We start from the raw sequence: 20,717 nt of genomic DNA, 5'->3' as shown, positions 1-20,717 counted from the left end.
TTTGTGATTGGTCTGAAGTTTTCTTTTTTATACTCAATGAAAATCAAAGAGCAAACTAGGAAGCTAGCCGCAGGCTGCTCAAAACACTGTTTTGAGGTTGTAGATAAGACTGACGAAGTCAGCTCAAAACACTGTTTTGAGGTTGTAGATAAGACTGACGAAGTCAGTAACCATACCTACGGCAAGGCGAAGCTGACGTGGTTTGAAGAGATTTTTGAAGAGTATTACTGTCCATATTTTTGGTAAAAATCAACTTTTACTTGGATGAAGGTTTTGGCTTCACGTAGGAGTTGAAGAAGGGTGGCGCGAGTTTCAAATTCTTCTCTTGTCTTGGGGAGACTGCGGTTACGGAAGATTTCCAGATAGCGTTCTATTTCATCTAGTAAATCAGAAGCAGGATTGATCTGGCTCAGTTGACCGGCAATTCTTGAAAAGAGCTGAGCCAAAATCAGGCTTTCACTGGCAGCTAGGTGACAGGTGTTGATTTGCTGGGCCATGTTTCGCAGGATACGACTTTGTCGCTGTCTCATCTCAAAGTAGTGAATATGGTAATCAGTCTGGTGAAAGAGGTGGTCTGAGTGATCCAAATAGACCAGTCTGAGGGCTTCTTCCAAAAGGGTGTCCAATTCTTCAACCAACTGTGCTCGGTTGCGTCCATCCCCTCTGGATAAATAATATTTGAAGCGCTGGAGGATATCTTTTAATTTTTCTTCTACCAATGTGTGGTAGTGCTGGATTTCCTCTTCTCGTGAAGGCATGTAGAGATTGACCAGCAAAGCAAATCCAGTACCGATTGCAAAGAGAAGGAATTCATTGACTAGAAGGTCTGGAGAGGTTGATTTTTGCACCAAGAGATGGCTAACCAAAACAGTGCTTGGTGTGATGCCAATTTCCCAGCCCATCTTGTAGGCTAGGGGAACATAAAGAGCCAGATAGAGGCCAAGACTCCAGATATGAAATCCGCTCAAGTGAAAAGTCAAAACCCCGATAACCAGAGCCAGAAGCATGGAAAAGAGCCGATTGCGGGCCAGTTTTAAGGTACTTCTACGGGTATCGGATAGGCTCAAGAGGGCGATGATTCCAGCCGAGACAGCTGAGGAGAGATTGAGAAAATAAGCAAGAAGGCAGGCAAGACAGGTAGCTAAGATGAGCTTGGTCGTACGTTGGCTAATAGACATAAGAATTTCCTGGTAAGTTAGAATAAAAGCGTAAAAGACAAGACCTGAGCAGGCTTGTCTTTATGCGCTATTTTTTACGGGCTGCTGCGTATTCGGCAACGGCAGTAAAGAGGACGTCTGTAGAAGAGTTAAGGGCTGTTTCACATGAGTCTTGAATGACACCAATAACAAATCCAACTCCGACAACTTGCATGGCAATATCGTTAGAAATACCGAAAAGACTACAAGCAACTGGGATAAGAAGGAGGGAACCTCCAGCAATACCAGAAGCACCACAGGCTGAGATAGCTGCTACTACACTGAGGACAAAGGCTGTCGCAAAGTCAACAGGAATTCCAAGAGTGTTAACTGCAGCAAGGGTCAAAATGTTAATGGTAATCGCTGCTCCGGCCATGTTGATAGTAGAACCAAGTGGGATAGAAACAGAATAGGTATCTGGATCTAGTCCAAGGTCGTGACAAAGTTTCATGTTGACAGGGATATTGGCCGCAGAACTACGAGTAAAGAAGGCTGTCACACCGCTGACACGCAAACATTTCCAAACGAGGGGATAAGGGTTTCTCTTCATAAAGAGGAAGGCAATCAATGGATTGACTACTAGAGCCACAAAGAACATAGTTGTCACCAAGAGGGCAAGCAAGATTCCGTAGTTGGCTAGACTTCCGATTCCCTTATCAGAAATAGTTTTGAAGACAAGGCCAAGGATTCCAAATGGCGCCAGGTTAATGATCCATTCGACAATCTTAGAAGTCACATCAGCCATGGTTTTCAGCAATTCTTTACTGTTTTTACTTGCCTCTCTCATGGCGATCCCGAAAATAACTGCCCATGAGAGGATACCGATGTAGTTGGCAGTAATGAGGGCATTAACGGGATTGTCAACTAGTTTGAGCAAGAGGTTGCTGAGGACCTGTCCAATCCCATCTGGTGGAGCAATATCGGTATTAGCACTATTTAGGGTAATTTCAACAGGGACGATGAAACTTGCTAGTACAGCGATAAGGGCAGCGGCAAAGGTTCCCACCAAGTAAAGGAAGATAACGGTTTTCATATTGCTATCTTGTCCCTTTTGATGTTGGGAAAGGGCATTGGCAACGAGGGCAAAGACCAGAATCGGTGCGATGGCTTTAAGGCCACCAACAAAGAGATCTCCTAGCAGGCCAATTCCTGAAACGTTAGGAAGTGTCAGTCCTAGGGTTCCTCCAATAAGCATACCAATCAAAATTCGTTTGATTAGGCTTGCCTTATTCCAAGCATGAATGAGTTTTTTCATAATAACCTCCTTAGTTGTGTAATGTTTATGATTATAGTATAAATATGAACTAAAATCAAGAATTTTCTGTCTATTTTTGAAATTATTTTTGAATATTTATGGAGAATGACACTCTGTAAAAGTATGGTATAATAAATAAAAGGAGTTTTCTATGCAAGAATTTATTCAAACCTATCTCAATAAGCTTGATATTACAGCGATTATCGAGAATATCTTAACCAAGCTACTTTCTCTGTTATTTCTATTTTTGCTCTTTTATATGGCTAAAAAACTGCTTCATACCATGGTGCAGAGAATTGTTAAACCTTCTCTAAAAATGTCTCGTCATGATGTCGGGCGTCAGAAAACCATCTCACGCCTACTAGAAAATGTGTTTAATTATACCCTTTATTTCTTTTTACTCTACTGCATTTTGTCGATTTTAGGTTTGCCAGTTTCTAGTTTGCTTGCTGGAGCTGGGATTGCTGGGGTGGCTATTGGGATGGGAGCCCAAGGTTTTCTGTCTGATGTCATTAATGGTTTTTTCATCCTCTTTGAACGTCAACTGGATGTGGGAGATGAGGTTGTTCTGACAAATGGTCCTATTACTGTCTCGGGCAAGGTTGTCAGTGTCGGCATTCGAACAACTCAACTCAGAGGAGAAGATCAGGTTCTGCACTTCGTTCCCAATCGGAATATTACCGTCGTCAGCAATTTCTCTCGGACAGACCAGGCCTGAAATGTTAGCAGATTTATGGTACAATAGAAAGAGTTTGGTAAGGGAGAGAAGATGTTTTTAGAAAAACAGCTGGGCAATGGTTGTACCTGGATTGACCTAGATTTGGACAAGTTGAAAAAACTAGAAGACCTTTCTGAAATCTACGGTTTGGACAAGGAAACCATTGAATACGCACTGGATAGAAATGAGCGTGCCCACATGGATTATCACCGTGAAAATGGGACTGTGACCTTTATCTATAATGTTTTGAACTTGAAAAAGGATAAGGCCTACTACGAAGCCTTTCCCATGACCTTTATCGTGGAACATCATCGCCTGATTACCATTAGTAATACCAAGAACGCCTATGTCATTGAACAGATGACCCGTTATCTGGAGAGTCATGACACGCTTTCGATTTACAAGTTTCTCTTTGCTAGTCTGGAAATCATCAGCAATGCCTACTATCCTGTCATCGAGCAGATGGACAAGAGTAAGGATGAAGTCAATGGCCTCTTGCGCCAGCGGACGACCAAGAAAAATCTCTTTGCCTTGTCTGACTTGGAGACCGGTATGGTTTATCTTACTGCGGCTGCCAAGCAAAATCGCATGTTGCTGGAACATATCCAAGGGCATGCTCTCTATCGCAGTTTTAATGAGATTGAGAGAGAACAGTTTGATGATGCCATGATTGAGGCTCATCAGCTGGTATCCATGACAGACTTGATTTCTCAAGTCCTCCAACAACTATCAGCATCTTACAACAATATTCTAAATAATAATCTGAATGATAATTTGACAACCTTGACCATCATTTCAGTCTTGCTAGCGGTTTTGGCAGTAGTTACAGGCTTTTTCGGAATGAATGTTCCGCTACCTTTAACAGATGAACCCCATGCTTGGCTCTACATCAGTTTGGCTAGTGCAGGTTTGTGGATTGTTTTGTCATTGTTATTAAGGAAAATTGCGAAAAAAAGTTAAGAAAAGGAGCCAGAATGGCGATTGAAAATTACATGCCAGATTTTGCTGTGGAAGCAGTATATGATCTGACAGTTCCAAGCCTGCAGGCGCAGGGAATCAAGGCTGTTTTGGTCGATTTGGACAATACCCTCATTGCTTGGAATAACCCTGATGGGACGCCAGAGATGAAGCGATGGTTACATGACCTCCGTGACGCGGGCATTCGCATCATCGTAGTCTCAAATAATACCAAAAAACGAGTCCAACGAGCAGTTGAGAAATTTGGGATTGATTACGTTTATTGGGCCTTGAAGCCCTTCACATTTGGGATTGACCGTGCCATGAAGGAATTCCACTATGAGAAAAGTGAAGTGGTCATGGTCGGTGACCAGCTTATGACAGATATACGAGCAGCCCACCGTGCAGGCATTCGCTCAATCTTGGTCAAGCCCTTGGTTCAGCACGATTCTATCAAAACGCAGATTAACCGAGCTCGTGAGCGCCGTGTCATGCGAAAAATCACTGAAAAGTACGGACCGATTACATATAAAAAAGGAATTTAACTATGGAAGAAATTCTCTGTATTGGTTGTGGAGCAACCATTCAGACGACAGACAAGGCTGGTCTTGGATTTACTCCTCAGTCAGCACTTGAAAAAGGTTTGGAGACTGGCGAAGTCTATTGCCAACGCTGTTTCCGTCTCCGCCACTATAATGAGATCACGGATGTCCAGTTGACGGATGATGATTTCCTCAAGCTCTTGCACGAGGTAGGAGACAGTGATGCCTTGGTGGTCAATGTCATTGATATCTTTGATTTTAATGGCTCTGTTATCCCAGGCTTGCCACGTTTTGTATCAGGCAATGATGTCCTCTTGGTAGGGAATAAAAAAGATATCCTCCCTAAGTCAGTTAAGCCTGGTAAGATTAGCCAGTGGCTGATGGAGCGTGCCCACGAAGAAGGGCTTCGTCCAGTCGATGTTGTCCTAACTTCAGCACAAAATAAGCATGCCATTAGGGAAGTCATTGACAAGATTGAACACTACCGTGAGGGCCGTGATGTCTATGTGGTTGGGGTAACCAACGTTGGAAAGTCAACTCTTATCAATGCTATTATCCAAGAAATCACTGGTGACCAGAATGTAATTACGACTTCACGCTTTCCAGGGACAACCTTGGACAAGATTGAGATTCCACTTGATGACGGATCTTATATCTACGATACGCCAGGAATCATCCACCGCCACCAAATGGCTCATTACTTGACTGCTAAAAATCTCAAGTATGTCAGCCCTAAAAAGGAAATCAAGCCTAAAACCTATCAGCTCAATCCTGAACAAACCCTGTTTCTAGGTGGTCTTGGACGATTTGATTTTATTGCAGGAGAAAAGCAAGGTTTCACAGCCTTCTTTGACAATGAACTCAAATTGCATCGTACTAAGCTTGAAGGAGCTAGTGCCTTTTACGACAAGCACCTTGGAACCCTTCTGACACCACCAAATAGCAAGGAAAAAGAAGATTTTCCAAGGCTAGTCCAACATGTCTTTAACATCAAGGACAAGACAGACCTAGTCATCTCGGGCCTAGGCTGGATCCGCGTAACAGGCACCGCCAAAGTCGCCGTCTGGGCACCAGAAGGCGTCGCAGTCGTCACACGAAAAGCAATTATTTAAAATGAAATCACTGAGCGAACAAAGTGAGCTCATAAAAAGATAGTTATTGCCGTGGTGTGATTGCCAATCGTTAGATTGGTAAGGGGCACAATTGAGACCTAGGCTCAATTGTGAGGTCAGGAAATCCATTTTTCAAAGATGAGATCTTTGGGAAATTAGTTCCGACCGTCCCCCACCACCTAAAATAACTATCAAAAAACAAGGAAGAAAATTATGTCATTAACATCAAAACAACGTGCCTTCCTCAACAGTCAGGCACACACCCTCAAACCCATCATCCAAATCGGGAAAAATGGCCTTAACGATCAAATCAAAACCAGCGTTCGTCAAGCTCTTGACGCCCGTGAATTGATCAAGGTGACTCTCTTACAAAACACAGATGAAAATATCCACGAAGTAGCTGAAATTTTGGAAGAAGAAATCGGTGTGGACACAGTCCAAAAAATCGGACGCATCTTGATTTTGTTTAAACAATCTAGCAAGAAAGAGAACCGCAAGATTTCTAAAAAAGTTAAAGAAATTTAACCCCCATACTCCAAACAACTGTTTTACAGAGAATTGAAGGAGACTAGCCTATGGCAATCGAACTATTGACTCCCTTTACCAAGGTAGAGTTGGAGCCAGAAATCAAGGAGAAAAAACGCAAGCAAGTTGGGATTTTAGGGGGGAATTTTAACCCTGTTCACAATGCCCATCTGATCGTTGCGGACCAAGTACGGCAACAGTTAGGACTGGACCAGGTCCTGCTTATGCCTGAATACCAACCACCTCATGTAGATAAAAAGGAAACCATCCCCGAGCACCATCGTCTCAAGATGCTTGAATTGGCGATAGAGGGGATTGAAGGTCTGGACATTGAAACCATTGAGCTAGAGCGCAAGGGCATTTCCTATACCTACGACACCATGAAAATCTTGACAGAACAACGTCCTGACACAGATTATTACTTTATTATCGGTGCCGATATGGTGGACTATCTGCCTAAGTGGTACCGAATTGATGAGCTGGTCGACATGGTTCAGTTTGTGGGGGTTCAGCGCCCACGCTACAAGGCAGGGACTTCCTATCCAGTTATCTGGGTGGATGTGCCTCTCATGGATATTTCGTCCAGCATGGTGCGTGATTTCCTTGCCCAAGGTCGAAAACCCAACTTTCTCCTGCCTCAGCCTGTACTAGACTACATAGAGAAGGAGGGACTCTACTGATGGCTTATCAAGACTATATCAACTGTTCCCGTGAGACTTTGTTGGAAAAAATGGCAGAGCTTCTACCTGAAAAACGCTTAACCCATTGCTTGGGTGTGGAGCGTGCGGCCATAGAACTTGCCCAGCGATTTGGAGTTGATGCCGAGAAGGCAGGCCTAGCAAGCCTTCTTCATGACTATGCTAAAAAGCTGTCAGATCAGGAATTTCTGAATTTGATTGACCGTTATCAGTTAGACCCTGACCTCAAAAACTGGGGCAATAATGTCTGGCATGGAATGGTGGGTATCTACAAGATTCAAGAAGACTTGGATTTGCATGATCCAGAAATCCTGCGAGCCATTGAAATCCATACAGTCGGGGCTGGTCAGATGACAGACTTAGACAAGGTCATCTACGTCGCAGACTATATCGAGCACAATCGTGCCTTTCCAGGTGTGGATGTGGCGCGTGAGATTGCAAGTTTATCACTCAATAAGGCTGTGGCCTACGAAACAGCTCGTACCGTGGAGCATCTAGCTCATCAGGGATTCCCTATCTATCCCCAAACCCTTGAAACCTATAACGCCTTTGTGCACTATTTGAAAGAGGACTAAATGAAGACGGCTTTTATAATCATTGATGTTCAGAATATTTTAGTGGAAACCGGTTTTCAGACAAATAGTCTATTGGAAAAAATTTCTTATTTACAAAACCATGCTAGAAGTAAGAATATCGAAATTATCTATGTTCAACATATTGAGAATCCTGAAGCCCAAACATCAGAAGATTGGCAGTTATCTGCGCTTTTAAATCGAAAACCTGATGAAAAGGTTTTTCAGAAGAAGTATAATAGTATTTTCAAAGAAACTGGCTTAAAAGAATACTTGGATAAACAGGGGATTGAAAAATTAGTTTTATGTGGCATGCAGACAGAATATTGTGTGGATACCTCTGTCAAGGTTGCTTTTGAATATGGCTATAAGCTGATTATTCCAGAAGGTGCTGTCACAACCTTTGATGGGGATGACATTCCAGCAGAAACGATAAATGAATTTTATGAGGACATTTGGGAGAATCGCTTTGCAGATGTCCTAGATTATAAAAATATTTTTTAAAAGAGGACTAAATGAACGAAAAAAAATTACTAGAACTAGTCGTGAAAGCGGCTGATGAGAAACGTGCGGAGGATATCCTCGCACTTGACGTACAAGATTTGACTAGTGTGACGGACTACTTTGTCATCACTAGCTCTATGAATAGCCGTCAGTTGGACGCTATCGCTGATAATATCCGTGAAAAAGTAGCGGAAGCAGGATTTAAAGGTAGTCATGTCGAAGGCGACGCAGCTGGAGGTTGGGTTTTGCTGGACCTCGGTGCTGTCGTTGTGCATATCTTCTCAGAAGAAATGCGTGCCCACTATAATCTGGAAAAACTATGGCATGAGGCGAATTCAGTAGATATTTCAGAAGCTCTTGCTTAGAAGATGAACTCAGTTGTAGTTAACTGGGTTTCTTTGCTTATTTTAGAAAAATTGATAGAAAGGTAAAGGGCGAGTGGTGTTTGCCATGGAGGCTCTTGGTATCATGATTATGGCAACTTATGAAACCTTTGCGGCGGTCTATGATGCGGTCATGGACGATAGTTTATATGATAAATGGACGGATTTTTCTCTGCGTCATTTGCCTAAGACCAAGGAGAGAAAGAAACTCTTGGAATTGGCTTGTGGGACAGGAATTCAATCTGTGCGCTTCTCTCAGGCTGGTTTTGATGTGACTGGGCTGGACTTGAGCGTGGATATGTTGAAGATTGCCGAGAAGAGAGCGGCTTCAGCCAAACAAAAGATTGACTTTATTGAAGGCAATATGCTGGATTTGTCCAAGTCAGGTAAATATGACTTTGTTACTTGTTATTCGGACTCAATCTGCTACATGCAGGATGAGGTGGAAGTAGGGGATGTTTTTAAGGAAGTCTATAATGCCCTTAACGGAGATGGCGTTTTCATCTTTGATGTACATTCGACCTACCAGACAGATGAGGTCTTTCCAGGCTATTCTTACCATGAAAATGCGGAAGATTTTGCAATGCTCTGGGATACCTACGAGGATGTGGCCCCTCACTCCATCGTGCATGAGTTGACCTTCTTTGTCAAGGAAGAGGACGGTTCTTTTAGTCGTCACGATGAAGTACATGAGGAGAGGACTTATGAGGTTCTGACCTATGATATTTTGCTGGAACAGGCCGGTTTCAAGTCCTTCAAACTCTATGCGGACTTTGAGGACAAAGAGCCTACAGAAACTAGCACCCGTTGGTTTTTTGTCGCGCAGAAGTAGGAGATTATCATGACCATCACAGGTATTATCGCGGAGTTTAATCCCTTTCATAATGGGCATAAATACCTGCTAAATCAGGCTGAGGGGCTGAAAATCGTTGCCATGTCTGGAAATTTCATGCAGAGAGGCGAGCCTGCTATCGTAGACAAGTGGGCACGGGCCCAGATGGCGCTGGAAAATGGCGCAGACTTGGTAGTGGAATTGCCCTTTTTAGTCAGTGTTCAGGCGGCGGATTTCTTCGGTCAAGGAGCTGTGGATATCTTGGCTCGGTTGGGCATTGATACTCTAGCATTTGGGACGGAGGAAGTTCTGGATTATCAAAAAATCGCTGACTTATACACAGAGCAGGGTGTTGAGATGGAGAAATTTGTGGAAAATCTGCCTGATTCTCTTTCCTATCCCCAGAAAACCCAAGCCATGTGGAAGGAATTTGCAGGTCTTGATTTTTCAGGCAATACGCCCAATCATGTTCTTGCTCTTGCCTATGCCAAGGCGGTAGCAGGGCGAAATATTAAACTTCATCCAATTCAACGTCAGGGGGCGGACTACCATTCTGTGGACAAGGATGTGGACTTTGCTTCGGCGACAGCTCTTCGTCAGCACCAGAGAGATACAGATTTCTTAGAACGCTTTATGCCTTCTGTTGCCCTTTTTGAGCAGGCTAGTAAGGTGAGCTGGGATGACTATTTTCCCTTGCTCCGCTATCAAATCTTATCAAATCCAGACCTAACCACCATTTATCAGGTCAATCGAGAAATGGCAGTGCGCATTAAAGAGGCTATTAAAACAGCCCAGTCTGTGGAAGACTTGGTCGATGCGGTTGCCACCAAGCGTTACACCAAGGCGCGTGTCAGACGTCTCTTAACCTATATCTTGGTGCAGGCTAGAGAAAGTGATTTGCCAGAAGCCATTCATGTTCTTGGTTTTACCCAAAAAGGCAGGCAACATCTCAAGTCTTTGAAAGGTCAGGTCAATCTAGTCAGCCGAATTGGCAAAGAGCCTTGGGATACTATGACCCAAAAGGCAGACCAGATTTACCAACTGGGAAATCCAAGTATAGCAGAGCAGAATTTTGGAAGAGTGCCGATTAGAATAGAAACAAACTAAGTCTACTGCGAAGTAGGCTTTTTCTCAAGTCTCTACTAAACTACTATTTCTAAACAACAATTTTATTTTTGCAAATGTGTTCCAATTTCCCCAAAACATATTCTATTTTAGGTTTGTGAAAATCACTTTTTTATGGTAGAATGTAAAAGAATGTATGTCATTCGGAATAACAATAAAATGAGGTAAAAACATGGAAATCATGTCGCTTGCGATTGCTGTTTTTGCCGTCATCATTGGTTTAGTCATTGGATATGTCAGCATCTCAGCTAAGATGAAATCATCTCAGGAAGCTGCGGAGTTGATGCTTTTAAATGCTGAACAAGAAGCAACTAATTTACGTGGACAAGCTGAACGTGAAGCGGATTTACTTGTTAATGAAGCCAAGCGTGAAAGCAAGTCTCTTAAAAAAGAAGCACTATTGGAGGCCAAAGAAGAAGCCAGAAAATACCGTGAAGAAGTGGACGCTGAATTCAAATCAGAACGTCAAGAACTCAAACAAATCGAAAGTCGTTTGACAGAGAGAGCTACTAGCCTCGACCGTAAGGACGACAATTTGACGAGTAAAGAACAAACACTTGAACAAAAAGAACAAAGTATTTCTGATAGAGCGAAAAACCTTGATGCGCGTGAAGAGCAATTAGAGGAAGTCGAAAGACAAAAAGAAGCAGAGTTAGAGCGTATTGGTGCTCTGTCTCAGGCAGAAGCACGAGATATTATCTTGGCTCAGACAGAGGAAAACTTGACCAAGGAGATTGCCAGCCGCATTCGCGAAGCTGAGCAAGAGGTCAAGGAACGTTCTGACAAAATGGCCAAGGACATCTTGGTTCAAGCTATGCAACGTATTGCTGGTGAGTATGTGGCGGAGTCAACAAACTCAACGGTTCATCTACCAGACGATACTATGAAGGGACGCATTATTGGTCGTGAAGGTCGTAACATTCGTACCTTTGAAAGTTTGACAGGGGTCGATGTGATTATCGACGATACACCAGAAGTGGTGACCTTGTCAGGTTTTGACCCGATTCGTCGTGAGATTGCTCGTATGACTATGGAAATGTTGCTCAAGGATGGTCGTATCCACCCAGCTCGTATCGAAGAGTTGGTTGAGAAAAACCGTCAAGAGATTGACAATAAGATCCGTGAATACGGTGAGGCCGCAGCCTATGAGATTGGTGCGCCAAACCTTCACCCTGACTTGATGAAGATTATGGGACGTTTGCAGTTCCGTACTTCTTATGGACAAAATGTCTTGCGTCATTCGATTGAGGTTGCTAAGTTGGCTGGTATCATGGCGAGCGAACTTGGTGAAAATGCGGCTCTTGCCCGTCGTGCTGGATTCCTTCACGATATCGGGAAAGCTATTGACCGCGAGGTTGAGGGGAGCCACGTTGAAATCGGTATGGAACTGGCACGTAAGTACAAGGAACACCCAGTTGTGGTGAATACGATTGCTAGTCACCACGGAGATGTTGAAGCTGAAAGCGTGATTGCAGTGATCGTCGCTGCGGCAGATGCCTTGAGCGCAGCTCGTCCAGGTGCTCGTAGTGAGTCTCTTGAAAGCTACATCAAACGTCTTCATGATTTGGAAGAAATTGCTAACGGCTTTGAAGGAGTGCAAACTAGCTTTGCCCTTCAAGCAGGACGTGAAATTCGTATCATGGTCAATCCAGGACAAATCAAGGACGACAAAGTCACAATCTTGGCTCACAAAGTTCGTGAAAAAATTGAAAACAATCTCGATTACCCAGGAAATATCAAGGTAACCGTGATTCGCGAGCTTCGTGCAGTAGATTATGCTAAATAAATAAGAAAGAGCAGTTGAAAAATTACTGCTTTTTTGTTACACTAGATAGAAAGACTGTAAAGGATAATCTGGCTTTTTGCCATTATTCTAGAGAAATGTTATTTCACAGACTGACTAAAAGGAGACACAATGGCAGACCGAGGCTTACTAATCGTTTTTTCTGGTCCTTCAGGGGTTGGAAAAGGAACGGTTAGAAGAGAGATTTTTGAGAGTTCTGAAAACCAATTTCAATACTCTGTATCGATGACGACACGTGCACAACGTCCTGGAGAAGTGGACGGTGTTGACTATTTCTTCCGTACTCGTGAAGAGTTTGAAGAGCTGATTCGTCAAGGACAGATGTTGGAATATGCAGAATATGTCGGCAACTACTATGGAACTCCTCTGACCTATGTCAATGAAACCTTGGACAAGGGAATCGATGTTTTCCTTGAAATTGAAGTTCAGGGCGCTCTTCAGGTCAAGAAAAAGGTTCCAGATGCTGTCTTTATCTTCCTGACACCACCAGATTTGGATGAATTGCAAGATCGTTTGATAGGTCGTGGAACAGACAGTGCTGAAGTGATTGCCCAACGAATCGAAAAAGCCAAGGAAGAAATTGCCCTTATGCGTGAGTATGATTATGCGATTGTTAACGATCAGGTGCCCCTAGCTGCTGAGCGTGTCAAACGTGTTATCGAAGCAGAGCACTTCCGTGTGGATCGTGTCATTGGTCACTATCAGGAGATGTTACCAAAATCTCCAACTACCCGATAAAATTTAGAAAATAGGTACAAGCAAATGATGTTAAAACCCTCTATTGATACCTTGCTCGACAAGGTTCCATCAAAATATTCACTCGTAATTCTGGAAGCAAAACGTGCCCACGAATTGGAAGCAGGTGCGCCAGCAACTCAAGGTTTCAAATCTGAAAAATCAACTCTTCGCGCTTTAGAAGAAATCGAATCAGGAAACGTTACAATTCACCCAGATCCAGAAGGTAAACGTGAAGCAGTGCGTCGCCGTATCGAAGAAGAAAAACGCCGCAAAGAAGAAGAAGAAAAGAAAATCAAAGAGCAAATCGCTAAAGAAAAAGAAGATGGTGAAAAAATTTAAGGTTGGGGGGACTCAATCTTATTTTTTCTATTGCAAGAATGTACTGACAAGGAGGAGGTGAGAAGATGGCTATAGCTAAGATTATCGTGGATGTGCCTTTGATGCAGACGGACCAGCCCTATAGTTATAGGATTCCTGAGGAATTTGAGGGAATGCTGGAAGTTGGGATGCGGGTTCATGTGCCTTTTGGTAAGGGCAATCGCCTGATTCAAGGGATTGTTCTTGGTTTGGAGTCCCAATCAGATAAGGAAGAGATGGAGCAAGATTTAAAAGATATTGCTGAGGTGCTGGATTTTTCTCCTGTTCTCACGCAAGAACAACTCTGGCTGGCTGAAGAGCTCCGTAAGTCAGTCTTCTCCTACAAAATCTCTATCCTCAAGGCTATGTTACCGGGATTTCTAAACTCCAGCTATGACAAGATTCTCTATCCTCTGGCAGGCCTAAGTCAGGAAGACCGAGAGCGCTTGTTTGGTTCAGAAGATTCGCTAGCCTTTTCTTCACTAGACCTTGCCAAACAAGCCGAAATGATGCGTTTAACTAGAAAAGGTCTGCTTGGTCTGGAATATCAGGCGGTCGATCAAAAGAAGATCAAGACCCAGTCTTGGTATGAGGTTGACCTTGCTCAATTAGAAGGTGTTGAGATTTCTGCTCGTGCTAAGAAAAAGTTGGAACTGAGAGACTATCTGCTGTCTCATCCCGAGAGTGCTTCCTTGGCTAGTTTGCTAGAGTTCTATTCGCGGGAGCAAGTTAACTTCTTTGTCGAACAAGGTGCTGTTTCCATAGTCCAAAAGGAAGTGCAACGTTCGGCTGCTTATTTTGAAGGGATTGAGGCAAGTAGACCTTTGGATTTAAATCCAGAACAAAGACAGGCGCGTGATGCGGTTGTGAGTGCTATTGGCAGTCATCAGCCTCCCTTCCTCCTTCAAGGGATTACAGGAAGTGGAAAGACCGAGGTTTACTTGCAGATTATCCAAGGGGCCTTGGGCAAGGATAAAACAGCCATTTTACTGGTGCCTGAGATTTCCTTGACTCCTCAGATGACGGAGCGTTTTATCGCTCGTTTTGGGGACAAGGTGGCCATTCTTCATTCAGGCCTATCCAATGGTGAAAAGTATGACGAATGGCGTAAGGTCGAGCGTGGAGACGCTCAAGTTGTGGTTGGTGCTAGATCTGCCATCTTTGCTCCGCTGAAAAATCTGGGTGTAATGATTATTGATGAGGAGCATGAAGCGACTTATAAGCAGGACAGCAATCCCCGTTACCATGCCAGAGAAGTAGCCATTTTACGGTCTCAGTATAATCAAGCAGCTCTGGTACTTGGTTCAGCAACTCCTAGTCTGGAAAGCCGTGCTCGGGCTGGCAAAGGCGTCTATCAACACTTACGTCTGACCCAACGGGCCAATCCTTTGGCTAGGATCCCTGAGGTTCAAGTGATTGACTTTCGGGACTATATCGGGCACAATGAGACGTCAAACTTTACACCTCCTTTGCTAGAATCCATCCAAGACCGTCTGGCTAAAAAAGAGCAGGTGGTTCTCATGCTCAATCGTCGTGGTTATTCTAGCTTTGTCATGTGTCGGGAGTGTGGAACTGTGGATACTTGTCCCAACTGTGATATATCCTTGACCTTGCACATGGATACCAAGACCATGAACTGCCATTATTGTGGCTTTTCGAAGGATATTCCTCAGAGCTGTCCCAACTGTAAGAGTCGTAGTATTCGTTACTATGGGACAGGGACACAGAAGGCTTATGACGAGCTGGCAGAACTCTTTCCCCAGGCCCGTATTTTGCGGATGGATGTGGATACAACCCGCAAGAAAGGCAGTCATCAAGCTCTACTTGACCAGTTTGGTCGAGGGGAAGCAGATATTTTACTAGGTACTCAGATGATTGCTAAGGGATTGGATTTTCCCAATGTGACCCTAGTCGGAGTTCTCAATGCGGATACGGCCTTGAATCTGCCTGATTTCCGTTCTTCTGAGAGAACCTTCCAGCTCTTGACTCAGGTGGCAGGCCGAGCAGGTCGTGCTGAAAAAGCTGGTCAGGTCCTGATTCAGTCTTACAATCCTCAGCACTATGCTATTCGATTTGCCAAGGATCAGGACTACGAAGGCTTTTATGCCTATGAAATGGGTATCAGACGACAACTTGGCTATCCACCTTATTATTTCACCATTGGCATTACCCTTTCTCACAAGAAGGAAGAAGAGGTGGTCAAACGTGCCTATGAAGTCATGAATATTTTGCGGTCAGGTTTGTCTGAAACCAGTAAGATTCTCGGGCCAACGCCCAAACCCATTGCCCGTACCCACAACCTCTATCATTACCAGATTTTAATTAAATACCGTTTAGAAGATGAGCTGGGGCCGACCCTAAATCAGGTTCTGGCTTTGACTCAAGAACGGGAAAATAGTGAGCTCCGTCTCAGCATTGACCATGAGCCACAGCAATTTTTATAAGAAGGAGAAGATATGACAAAATTAATCTTTATGGGGACACCCGACTTTTCAGCAACAGTCTTAAAAGGACTTTTGACAGATGACCGTTACGAAATTCTAGCCGTTGTGACCCAGCCAGACCGTGCTGTCGGACGTAAAAAAGTTATCCAGGAAACCCCAGTTAAACAAGCTGCCAAAGAGGCAGGACTTCCTATCTACCAACCTGAAAAACTATCTGGAAGCCTAGAGATGGAAGCTATTATGCAGTTAGGAGCAGATGGAATTGTGACAGCTGCTTTTGGTCAGTTTCTCCCAAGCAAACTCCTTGATAGCATGGATTTTGCGGTCAACGTTCACGCCTCCCTCCTTCCTAAACACCGTGGTGGTGCGCCTATCCATTACGCCTTGATTCAAGGTGATGAGGAGGCTGGTGTGACCATTATGGAAATGGTGAAGGAAATGGATGCAGGAGATATGATTTCTCGTCGTAGCATTCCGATCACGGATGAGGACAACGTCGGCACCTTGTTTGAGAAATTGGCGCTAGTTGGTCGTGATTTGCTTTTGGATACTTTGCCTGCCTATATTGCTGGAGAAATCCAACCTGAACCGCAGGATCCAAGTCAGGTCACTTTCTCGCCAAATATCAAGCCAGAGGAAGAAAAATTAGACTGGAATAAAAGCAATCGTCAACTCTTTAACCAAATCCGTGGGATGAACCCCTGGCCGGTTGCCCATACTTTCCTTAAGGGCGACCGCTTTAAGATTTATGAAGCCCTAGCAGTAGAAGGTCAGGGAAATCCAGGAGAGATTATCTCTATTGGCAAGAAAGAATTTATTGTCGCAACGGCAGAAGGGGCTCTATCCCTCAAACAAGTGCAGCCAGCTGGTAAACCTAAGATGGACATTGCTTCCTTCCTCAACGGAGTTGGACGTACATTGACTGTAGGAGAACGATTTGGTGACTAAAGTAGAAACGGCTAGAAGTTTAGCCCTAGCAGTATTAGAGGATGTTTTTATCAATCAAGCATACTCAAATATCGCCTTAAATAAGCATCTCAAGGGAAGTCAACTTTCGGTAGCAGACAAGGGGTTGGTGACAGAGCTGGTCTATGGAACGGTAACCCGTAAACTGACTCTGGAATGGTACCTATCGCACTTTATCGAAGACAGAGATCAGTTAGACAGCTGGCTCTACGTCCTTCTCCTCATGAGTGCCTACCAGCTCCGCTATCTGGATAAGATTCCAGACCATGCTGTGGTCAATGAAGCAGTAGAATTGGCCAAAGTCCGTAAAAAAGGCAGTGAAAAATTGGTCAACGCTGTCCTTCGCCGTATCTTGCGTGAAGGCTGGCCAGATATTGCTAGCATCAAACGAAAAAACAAGCGTGACTCCATCGCCTATTCTCTCCCGGTTTGGCTTGTGTCTAAACTTAAGGAAGAATACGGAGAGGAGCGAGCGCAAGCTATTTTTGAAAGTCTCTTGGTGCGAAACAAGGCCAGCATTCGTGTAACAGATCTAGGACGAAAAGAGGAAGTCAAAGCCTTGTTGGAGGCCAGTGATTCATCCTTGTCTCCTTCTGGTCTTGTTAAGGAGCAGGGGCATTTTGCAGGCCATGATTTGTTTGCGGATGGAGCCATTACCATCCAAGACGAGTCTAGTCAACTGGTTGCTCCGACGCTTGATTTACAAGGTGATGAGCAGGTTCTAGATGCCTGTGCGGCTCCGGGTGGGAAAACAGCCCATATAGCCTCTTATCTCACGACAGGTCAGGTTACGGCTTTGGACCTTTACGACCACAAGTTGGACTTAATCCAAGAAAATGCTCAACGTCTAGGGGTTGAAGATCGGGTTCAAACGCAAAAATTGGATGCCAGAAAGGTACATGAGTTTTTTGGTCAGAATTCATTTGATAAGATTTTAGTAGATGCTCCCTGTTCAGGAATCGGTCTTTTGCGCCGAAAACCAGACATCAAATACAATAAAGAAACGGCAGATTTCGCGTCCTTGCAGGAAATTCAGCTAGAAATATTAGGTAGTGTTTGTCAAACACTAGGCAAAGGTGGTATAATAACTTATAGTACCTGTACCATTGTTTCAGAGGAGAATTTTCAAGTCGTTGAGGCCTTTTTAGAAAGTCATCCCGAGTTCGAGCAGGTAAAACTAGAACATGAATGTAAGGATATCATGAAAGACGGCTGTATCCTCATTACACCTGAATTGTATGGAAGTGATGGATTCTTCATCAGTCAATTTCGCAAGATATCGGATTAGGAAGGAACTGACACATGGAAATTTCATTATTAACAGATGTTGGTCAGAAACGAACAAATAACCAAGACTATGTCAACCACTATGTCAATAGAGCTGGACGTACTATGATTATTTTAGCTGATGGGATGGGAGGTCATCGCGCAGGGAATATCGCTAGTGAAATGGCGGTAACAGACCTAGGTATAGCTTGGGTTGATACCCAAATCGATACAGTCAATGAAGTGCGTGAATGGTTCGCTAATTACCTAGAAATTGAAAATCAAAAGATTCATCAACTTGGACAAGATGATGCCTATAAAGGAATGGGAACAACTCTCGAGGCTGTTGCTATTATTGGCAATCAGGCTATCTATGCCCACATTGGGGATTCTCGTATCGGTTTGATTCGTGGGGAAGAATACCACCAATTAACGAGCGATCATTCCTTGGTCAATGAATTGCTCAAGGCAGGTCAATTGACACCAGAAGAAGCAGCTAGCCATCCACAGAAAAATATTATTACCCAGTCTATCGGGCAAAAAGATGAAATTCAGCCTGATTTTGGAACAGTTATTCTTGAGTCAGGTGACTATCTCTTGCTCAATAGTGATGGTTTGACTAACATGATTTCAGGCAGTGAGATTTGTGATATTGTAACCAGTGATATTCCTTTGGCAGATAAAACAGCGACGCTCGTGCGTTTTGCTAACAATGCAGGAGGTTTAGACAACATTACGGTTGCCCTTGTTTCTATGAACGAGGAGGATGCAGAATGATCCAAATCGGCAAGATTTTTGCCGGACGCTATCGGATTGTCAAACAGATTGGTCGAGGAGGCATGGCGGATGTCTACCTAGCCAAAGACTTAATCTTAGATGGGGAAGAAGTGGCAGTGAAGGTTCTGAGAACCAACTACCAGACAGACCCGATAGCTGTAGCTCGTTTTCAGCGTGAAGCGAGAGCTATGGCAGATCTAGACCATCCTCATATCGTTCGGATAACAGATATTGGTGAGGAAGACGGTCAACAGTATCTTGCAATGGAGTATGTTGCTGGACTAGACCTTAAACGCTATATCAAGGAACACTATCCTCTTTCTAATGAAGAAGCAGTCCGTATTATGGGACAAATCCTCCTAGCCATGCGCTTGGCCCATACTAGAGGAATTGTCCATAGGGACTTGAAACCTCAAAATATCCTTTTGACACCAGATGGGACTGCCAAGGTCACAGACTTTGGGATTGCGGTAGCCTTTGCAGAGACAAGTCTGACTCAGACTAACTCTATGCTGGGCTCAGTTCATTACTTGTCACCAGAGCAGGCTCGTGGTTCTAAGGCGACTGTACAGAGTGATATCTATGCCATGGGGATTATTTTCTATGAGATGCTGACAGGCCATATTCCTTATGACGGGGATAGCGCGGTGACCATCGCCCTTCAGCATTTCCAGAAACCACTGCCGTCAGTTATAGCTGAAAATCCATCTGTGCCTCAGGCTTTGGAGAATGTTGTTATCAAGGCAACTGCCAAGAAATTGACAGATCGTTATCAGTCAGTTGCAGAGATGTATGTGGACTTGTCTAGTAGCTTGTCTTACAATCGTCGTAATGAGCCTAAACTGGTATTTAATGATACTACTAAGGCGGACACCAAGACTCTACCAAAAGTATCCCAGAGTACCTTGACTTCGATTCCTAAGGTTCAAACACAAAGTCCGAAGCCACAGGCTGCCAAGTCGAGTCAGCAGGCTTCAGAAGACAATTACGCAACCAAGCCTGTTAAGAAACGGAAATTTAGAGTTCGTTATATGATTTTGTTGGCCAGCATTGTATTGGTGGCAGCCTCTCTGATTTGGATATTATCCAGAACTCCTGCAACCATTGCCATTCCAGATGTGGCAGGTCAGACAGTTGCGGAAGCCAAGGAAACGCTCAAGAAAGCCAATTTTGAGATTGGCGAGGAGAAATCAGAGGCTAGTGAAAAGGTGGAAGAAGGGCGGATTATCCGTACAGATCCTGACGCTGGAACTGGTCGAAAAGAAGGTTCGAAAATCAATTTGGTTGTCTCATCAGGCAAGCAATCCTTCCAATTGAGTAACTATATCGGCCGTAAATCCACAGATGTTATTGCAGAACTCAAGCAGAAGAAGGTTCCTGAAAATCTCATCAAAATTGAGGAAGAAGAATCAAGTGAGAGCGAAGCAGGAACTGTTCTCAGACAGAGTCCAGCTGCTGGAACAACCTATGATTTGAGCAAGGCCTCAACGATTACCTTAACCGTTGCTAAGAAAGTAACCAGCGTTTCTATGCCAAGTTATAAAGGATCTAGTCTCGAATTTACTAAAAACAATCTCGTTCAAATTGTCGGTATTAAAGAAGCCAATATTGAAGTTGTAGAAGTGTCGACAGCTCCTGATGGAACTGCTGAGGGTACAGTCGTTGAACAGAGTCCAAAAGCGGGTGAAAAGGTTGATTTGACTAAGACGCGTGTCAAGATTTCAATCTACAAACCAAAAACACCACCGTCAACGTCATCATCAGCACCATCCCAACGTGGAAACCAAGGTTCTACTACAACACCAAGTCAGGGGAACCAACAAGGAAATCAACGAGGGAATGCACCTGCTACTACTCAATCAAGTAGTGAAGGCAACCACGAAAATTCTCGTGATTAAACGAATCTTTGTCATGATTTCATGGCAAAGATTTTTTTTGAGTCCGGA

22 protein-coding genes are annotated in these 20,717 nt (G+C 43.9%); 20 read left to right on the top strand and 2 right to left on the bottom strand.

Annotated elements, in window-relative coordinates; genetic code table 11:
• Positions 1 to 36 precede the first annotated feature (36 nt).
• A complete protein-coding gene (locus B7695_RS11505) occupies positions 37 to 246 on the top strand; it encodes a hypothetical protein (RefSeq protein ID WP_084890858.1) in 210 nt (69 codons plus the stop codon).
• On the opposite strand, the gene B7695_RS07625 is transcribed toward B7695_RS11505, so the two are convergent.
• Together B7695_RS07625 and sstT are read right to left on the bottom strand one after the other, a co-directional pair.
• Positions 225 to 1,178: an aromatic acid exporter family protein gene (locus B7695_RS07625; protein ID WP_084890856.1), complete on the bottom strand. Its 954-nt coding sequence runs from the start codon at positions 1,176 to 1,178 to the stop codon at positions 225 to 227. The genes B7695_RS11505 and B7695_RS07625 overlap by 22 nt on opposite strands.
• Before the next feature lie 67 nt (positions 1,179 to 1,245).
• On the bottom strand, positions 1,246 to 2,451 hold the full coding sequence (gene sstT, locus B7695_RS07620) for a serine/threonine transporter SstT (RefSeq protein ID WP_084890854.1): 1,206 nt from the start codon (positions 2,449 to 2,451) through the stop codon (positions 1,246 to 1,248).
• A gap of 151 nt (positions 2,452 to 2,602) precedes the next feature.
• Between sstT and B7695_RS07615 the strand changes: the two genes are divergently transcribed.
• The 19 genes from B7695_RS07615 to pknB all read left to right on the top strand — a co-directional run bounded on the left by B7695_RS07615 (position 2,603) and on the right by pknB (position 20,669).
• A complete protein-coding gene (locus B7695_RS07615) occupies positions 2,603 to 3,169 on the top strand; it encodes a mechanosensitive ion channel family protein (protein ID WP_084890852.1) in 567 nt (188 codons plus the stop codon).
• Between the two features lie 51 nt (positions 3,170 to 3,220).
• Entirely contained in the window at positions 3,221 to 4,129 is a 909-nt protein-coding gene (locus B7695_RS07610) for a magnesium transporter CorA family protein (RefSeq protein WP_084890850.1), read from the top strand.
• Positions 4,130 to 4,143: 14 nt separating this feature from the next.
• On the top strand, positions 4,144 to 4,671 hold the full coding sequence (locus B7695_RS07605) for a YqeG family HAD IIIA-type phosphatase (RefSeq protein ID WP_084890848.1): 528 nt from the start codon (positions 4,144 to 4,146) through the stop codon (positions 4,669 to 4,671).
• 2 nt (positions 4,672 to 4,673) lie between these two features.
• Positions 4,674 to 5,780: a ribosome biogenesis GTPase YqeH gene (gene yqeH / locus B7695_RS07600; protein ID WP_084890846.1), complete on the top strand. Its 1,107-nt coding sequence runs from the start codon at positions 4,674 to 4,676 to the stop codon at positions 5,778 to 5,780.
• A gap of 213 nt (positions 5,781 to 5,993) precedes the next feature.
• Entirely contained in the window at positions 5,994 to 6,305 is a 312-nt protein-coding gene (gene yhbY / locus B7695_RS07595; protein WP_000060169.1) for a ribosome assembly RNA-binding protein YhbY, read from the top strand.
• 50 nt (positions 6,306 to 6,355) lie between these two features.
• A complete protein-coding gene (locus tag B7695_RS07590) occupies positions 6,356 to 6,985 on the top strand; it encodes a nicotinate-nucleotide adenylyltransferase (protein ID WP_084890844.1) in 630 nt (209 codons plus the stop codon).
• Complete coding sequence (gene yqeK, locus B7695_RS07585) at positions 6,985 to 7,578, top strand: bis(5'-nucleosyl)-tetraphosphatase (symmetrical) YqeK (protein WP_084890842.1); 594 nt, start codon at positions 6,985 to 6,987, stop codon at positions 7,576 to 7,578. The genes B7695_RS07590 and yqeK overlap by 1 nt, the downstream gene beginning before the upstream one ends.
• A complete protein-coding gene (locus B7695_RS07580; protein ID WP_078237884.1) occupies positions 7,579 to 8,079 on the top strand; it encodes a cysteine hydrolase family protein in 501 nt (166 codons plus the stop codon).
• An 11-nt stretch (positions 8,080 to 8,090) separates the two neighbouring features.
• The gene (rsfS, locus tag B7695_RS07575) at positions 8,091 to 8,444 is read left to right on the top strand and encodes a ribosome silencing factor (protein ID WP_084890840.1); all 354 of its coding nucleotides are present in this window, start codon (positions 8,091 to 8,093) and stop codon (positions 8,442 to 8,444) included.
• 109 nt (positions 8,445 to 8,553) lie between these two features.
• Positions 8,554 to 9,294, top strand: a complete 741-nt coding sequence (locus B7695_RS07570) for a class I SAM-dependent DNA methyltransferase (protein ID WP_345789002.1) — start codon at positions 8,554 to 8,556, stop codon at positions 9,292 to 9,294.
• A 9-nt stretch (positions 9,295 to 9,303) separates the two neighbouring features.
• Complete coding sequence (locus B7695_RS07565) at positions 9,304 to 10,401, top strand: nucleotidyltransferase (RefSeq protein WP_084890838.1); 1,098 nt, start codon at positions 9,304 to 9,306, stop codon at positions 10,399 to 10,401.
• Positions 10,402 to 10,591: 190 nt separating this feature from the next.
• Positions 10,592 to 12,205 (top strand): ribonuclease Y, encoded by a 1,614-nt coding sequence (locus tag B7695_RS07560; protein ID WP_000404936.1) that lies wholly within the window; start codon positions 10,592 to 10,594, stop codon positions 12,203 to 12,205.
• A 129-nt stretch (positions 12,206 to 12,334) separates the two neighbouring features.
• Complete coding sequence (gene gmk / locus B7695_RS07555; RefSeq protein WP_084890836.1) at positions 12,335 to 12,961, top strand: guanylate kinase; 627 nt, start codon at positions 12,335 to 12,337, stop codon at positions 12,959 to 12,961.
• A 24-nt stretch (positions 12,962 to 12,985) separates the two neighbouring features.
• Positions 12,986 to 13,300, top strand: a complete 315-nt coding sequence (rpoZ, locus tag B7695_RS07550) for a DNA-directed RNA polymerase subunit omega (RefSeq protein WP_000979235.1) — start codon at positions 12,986 to 12,988, stop codon at positions 13,298 to 13,300.
• A gap of 65 nt (positions 13,301 to 13,365) precedes the next feature.
• Positions 13,366 to 15,762 (top strand): primosomal protein N', encoded by a 2,397-nt coding sequence (locus tag B7695_RS07545; RefSeq protein ID WP_084890834.1) that lies wholly within the window; start codon positions 13,366 to 13,368, stop codon positions 15,760 to 15,762.
• 12 nt (positions 15,763 to 15,774) lie between these two features.
• Positions 15,775 to 16,710 (top strand): methionyl-tRNA formyltransferase, encoded by a 936-nt coding sequence (gene fmt / locus B7695_RS07540; RefSeq protein ID WP_084890831.1) that lies wholly within the window; start codon positions 15,775 to 15,777, stop codon positions 16,708 to 16,710.
• Positions 16,703 to 18,016, top strand: coding sequence for a 16S rRNA (cytosine(967)-C(5))-methyltransferase RsmB (gene rsmB / locus B7695_RS07535; RefSeq protein WP_192855757.1), 1,314 nt, complete (start codon positions 16,703 to 16,705; stop codon positions 18,014 to 18,016). Before fmt ends, rsmB begins: the two co-directional genes overlap by 8 nt.
• A 14-nt stretch (positions 18,017 to 18,030) precedes the next feature.
• On the top strand, positions 18,031 to 18,771 hold the full coding sequence (locus B7695_RS07530; RefSeq protein WP_084890827.1) for a Stp1/IreP family PP2C-type Ser/Thr phosphatase: 741 nt from the start codon (positions 18,031 to 18,033) through the stop codon (positions 18,769 to 18,771).
• A complete protein-coding gene (gene pknB / locus B7695_RS07525; RefSeq protein ID WP_084890825.1) occupies positions 18,768 to 20,669 on the top strand; it encodes a Stk1 family PASTA domain-containing Ser/Thr kinase in 1,902 nt (633 codons plus the stop codon). Before B7695_RS07530 ends, pknB begins: the two co-directional genes overlap by 4 nt.
• Positions 20,670 to 20,717: the final 48 nt, after the last annotated feature.

Origin of the sequence: Streptococcus mitis (genome assembly GCF_002096845.1) — a bacterium.
Lineage (GTDB): Bacteria > Bacillota > Bacilli > Lactobacillales > Streptococcaceae > Streptococcus > Streptococcus mitis_A.
This window is presented reverse-complemented; position numbering and strand designations above follow the sequence as displayed.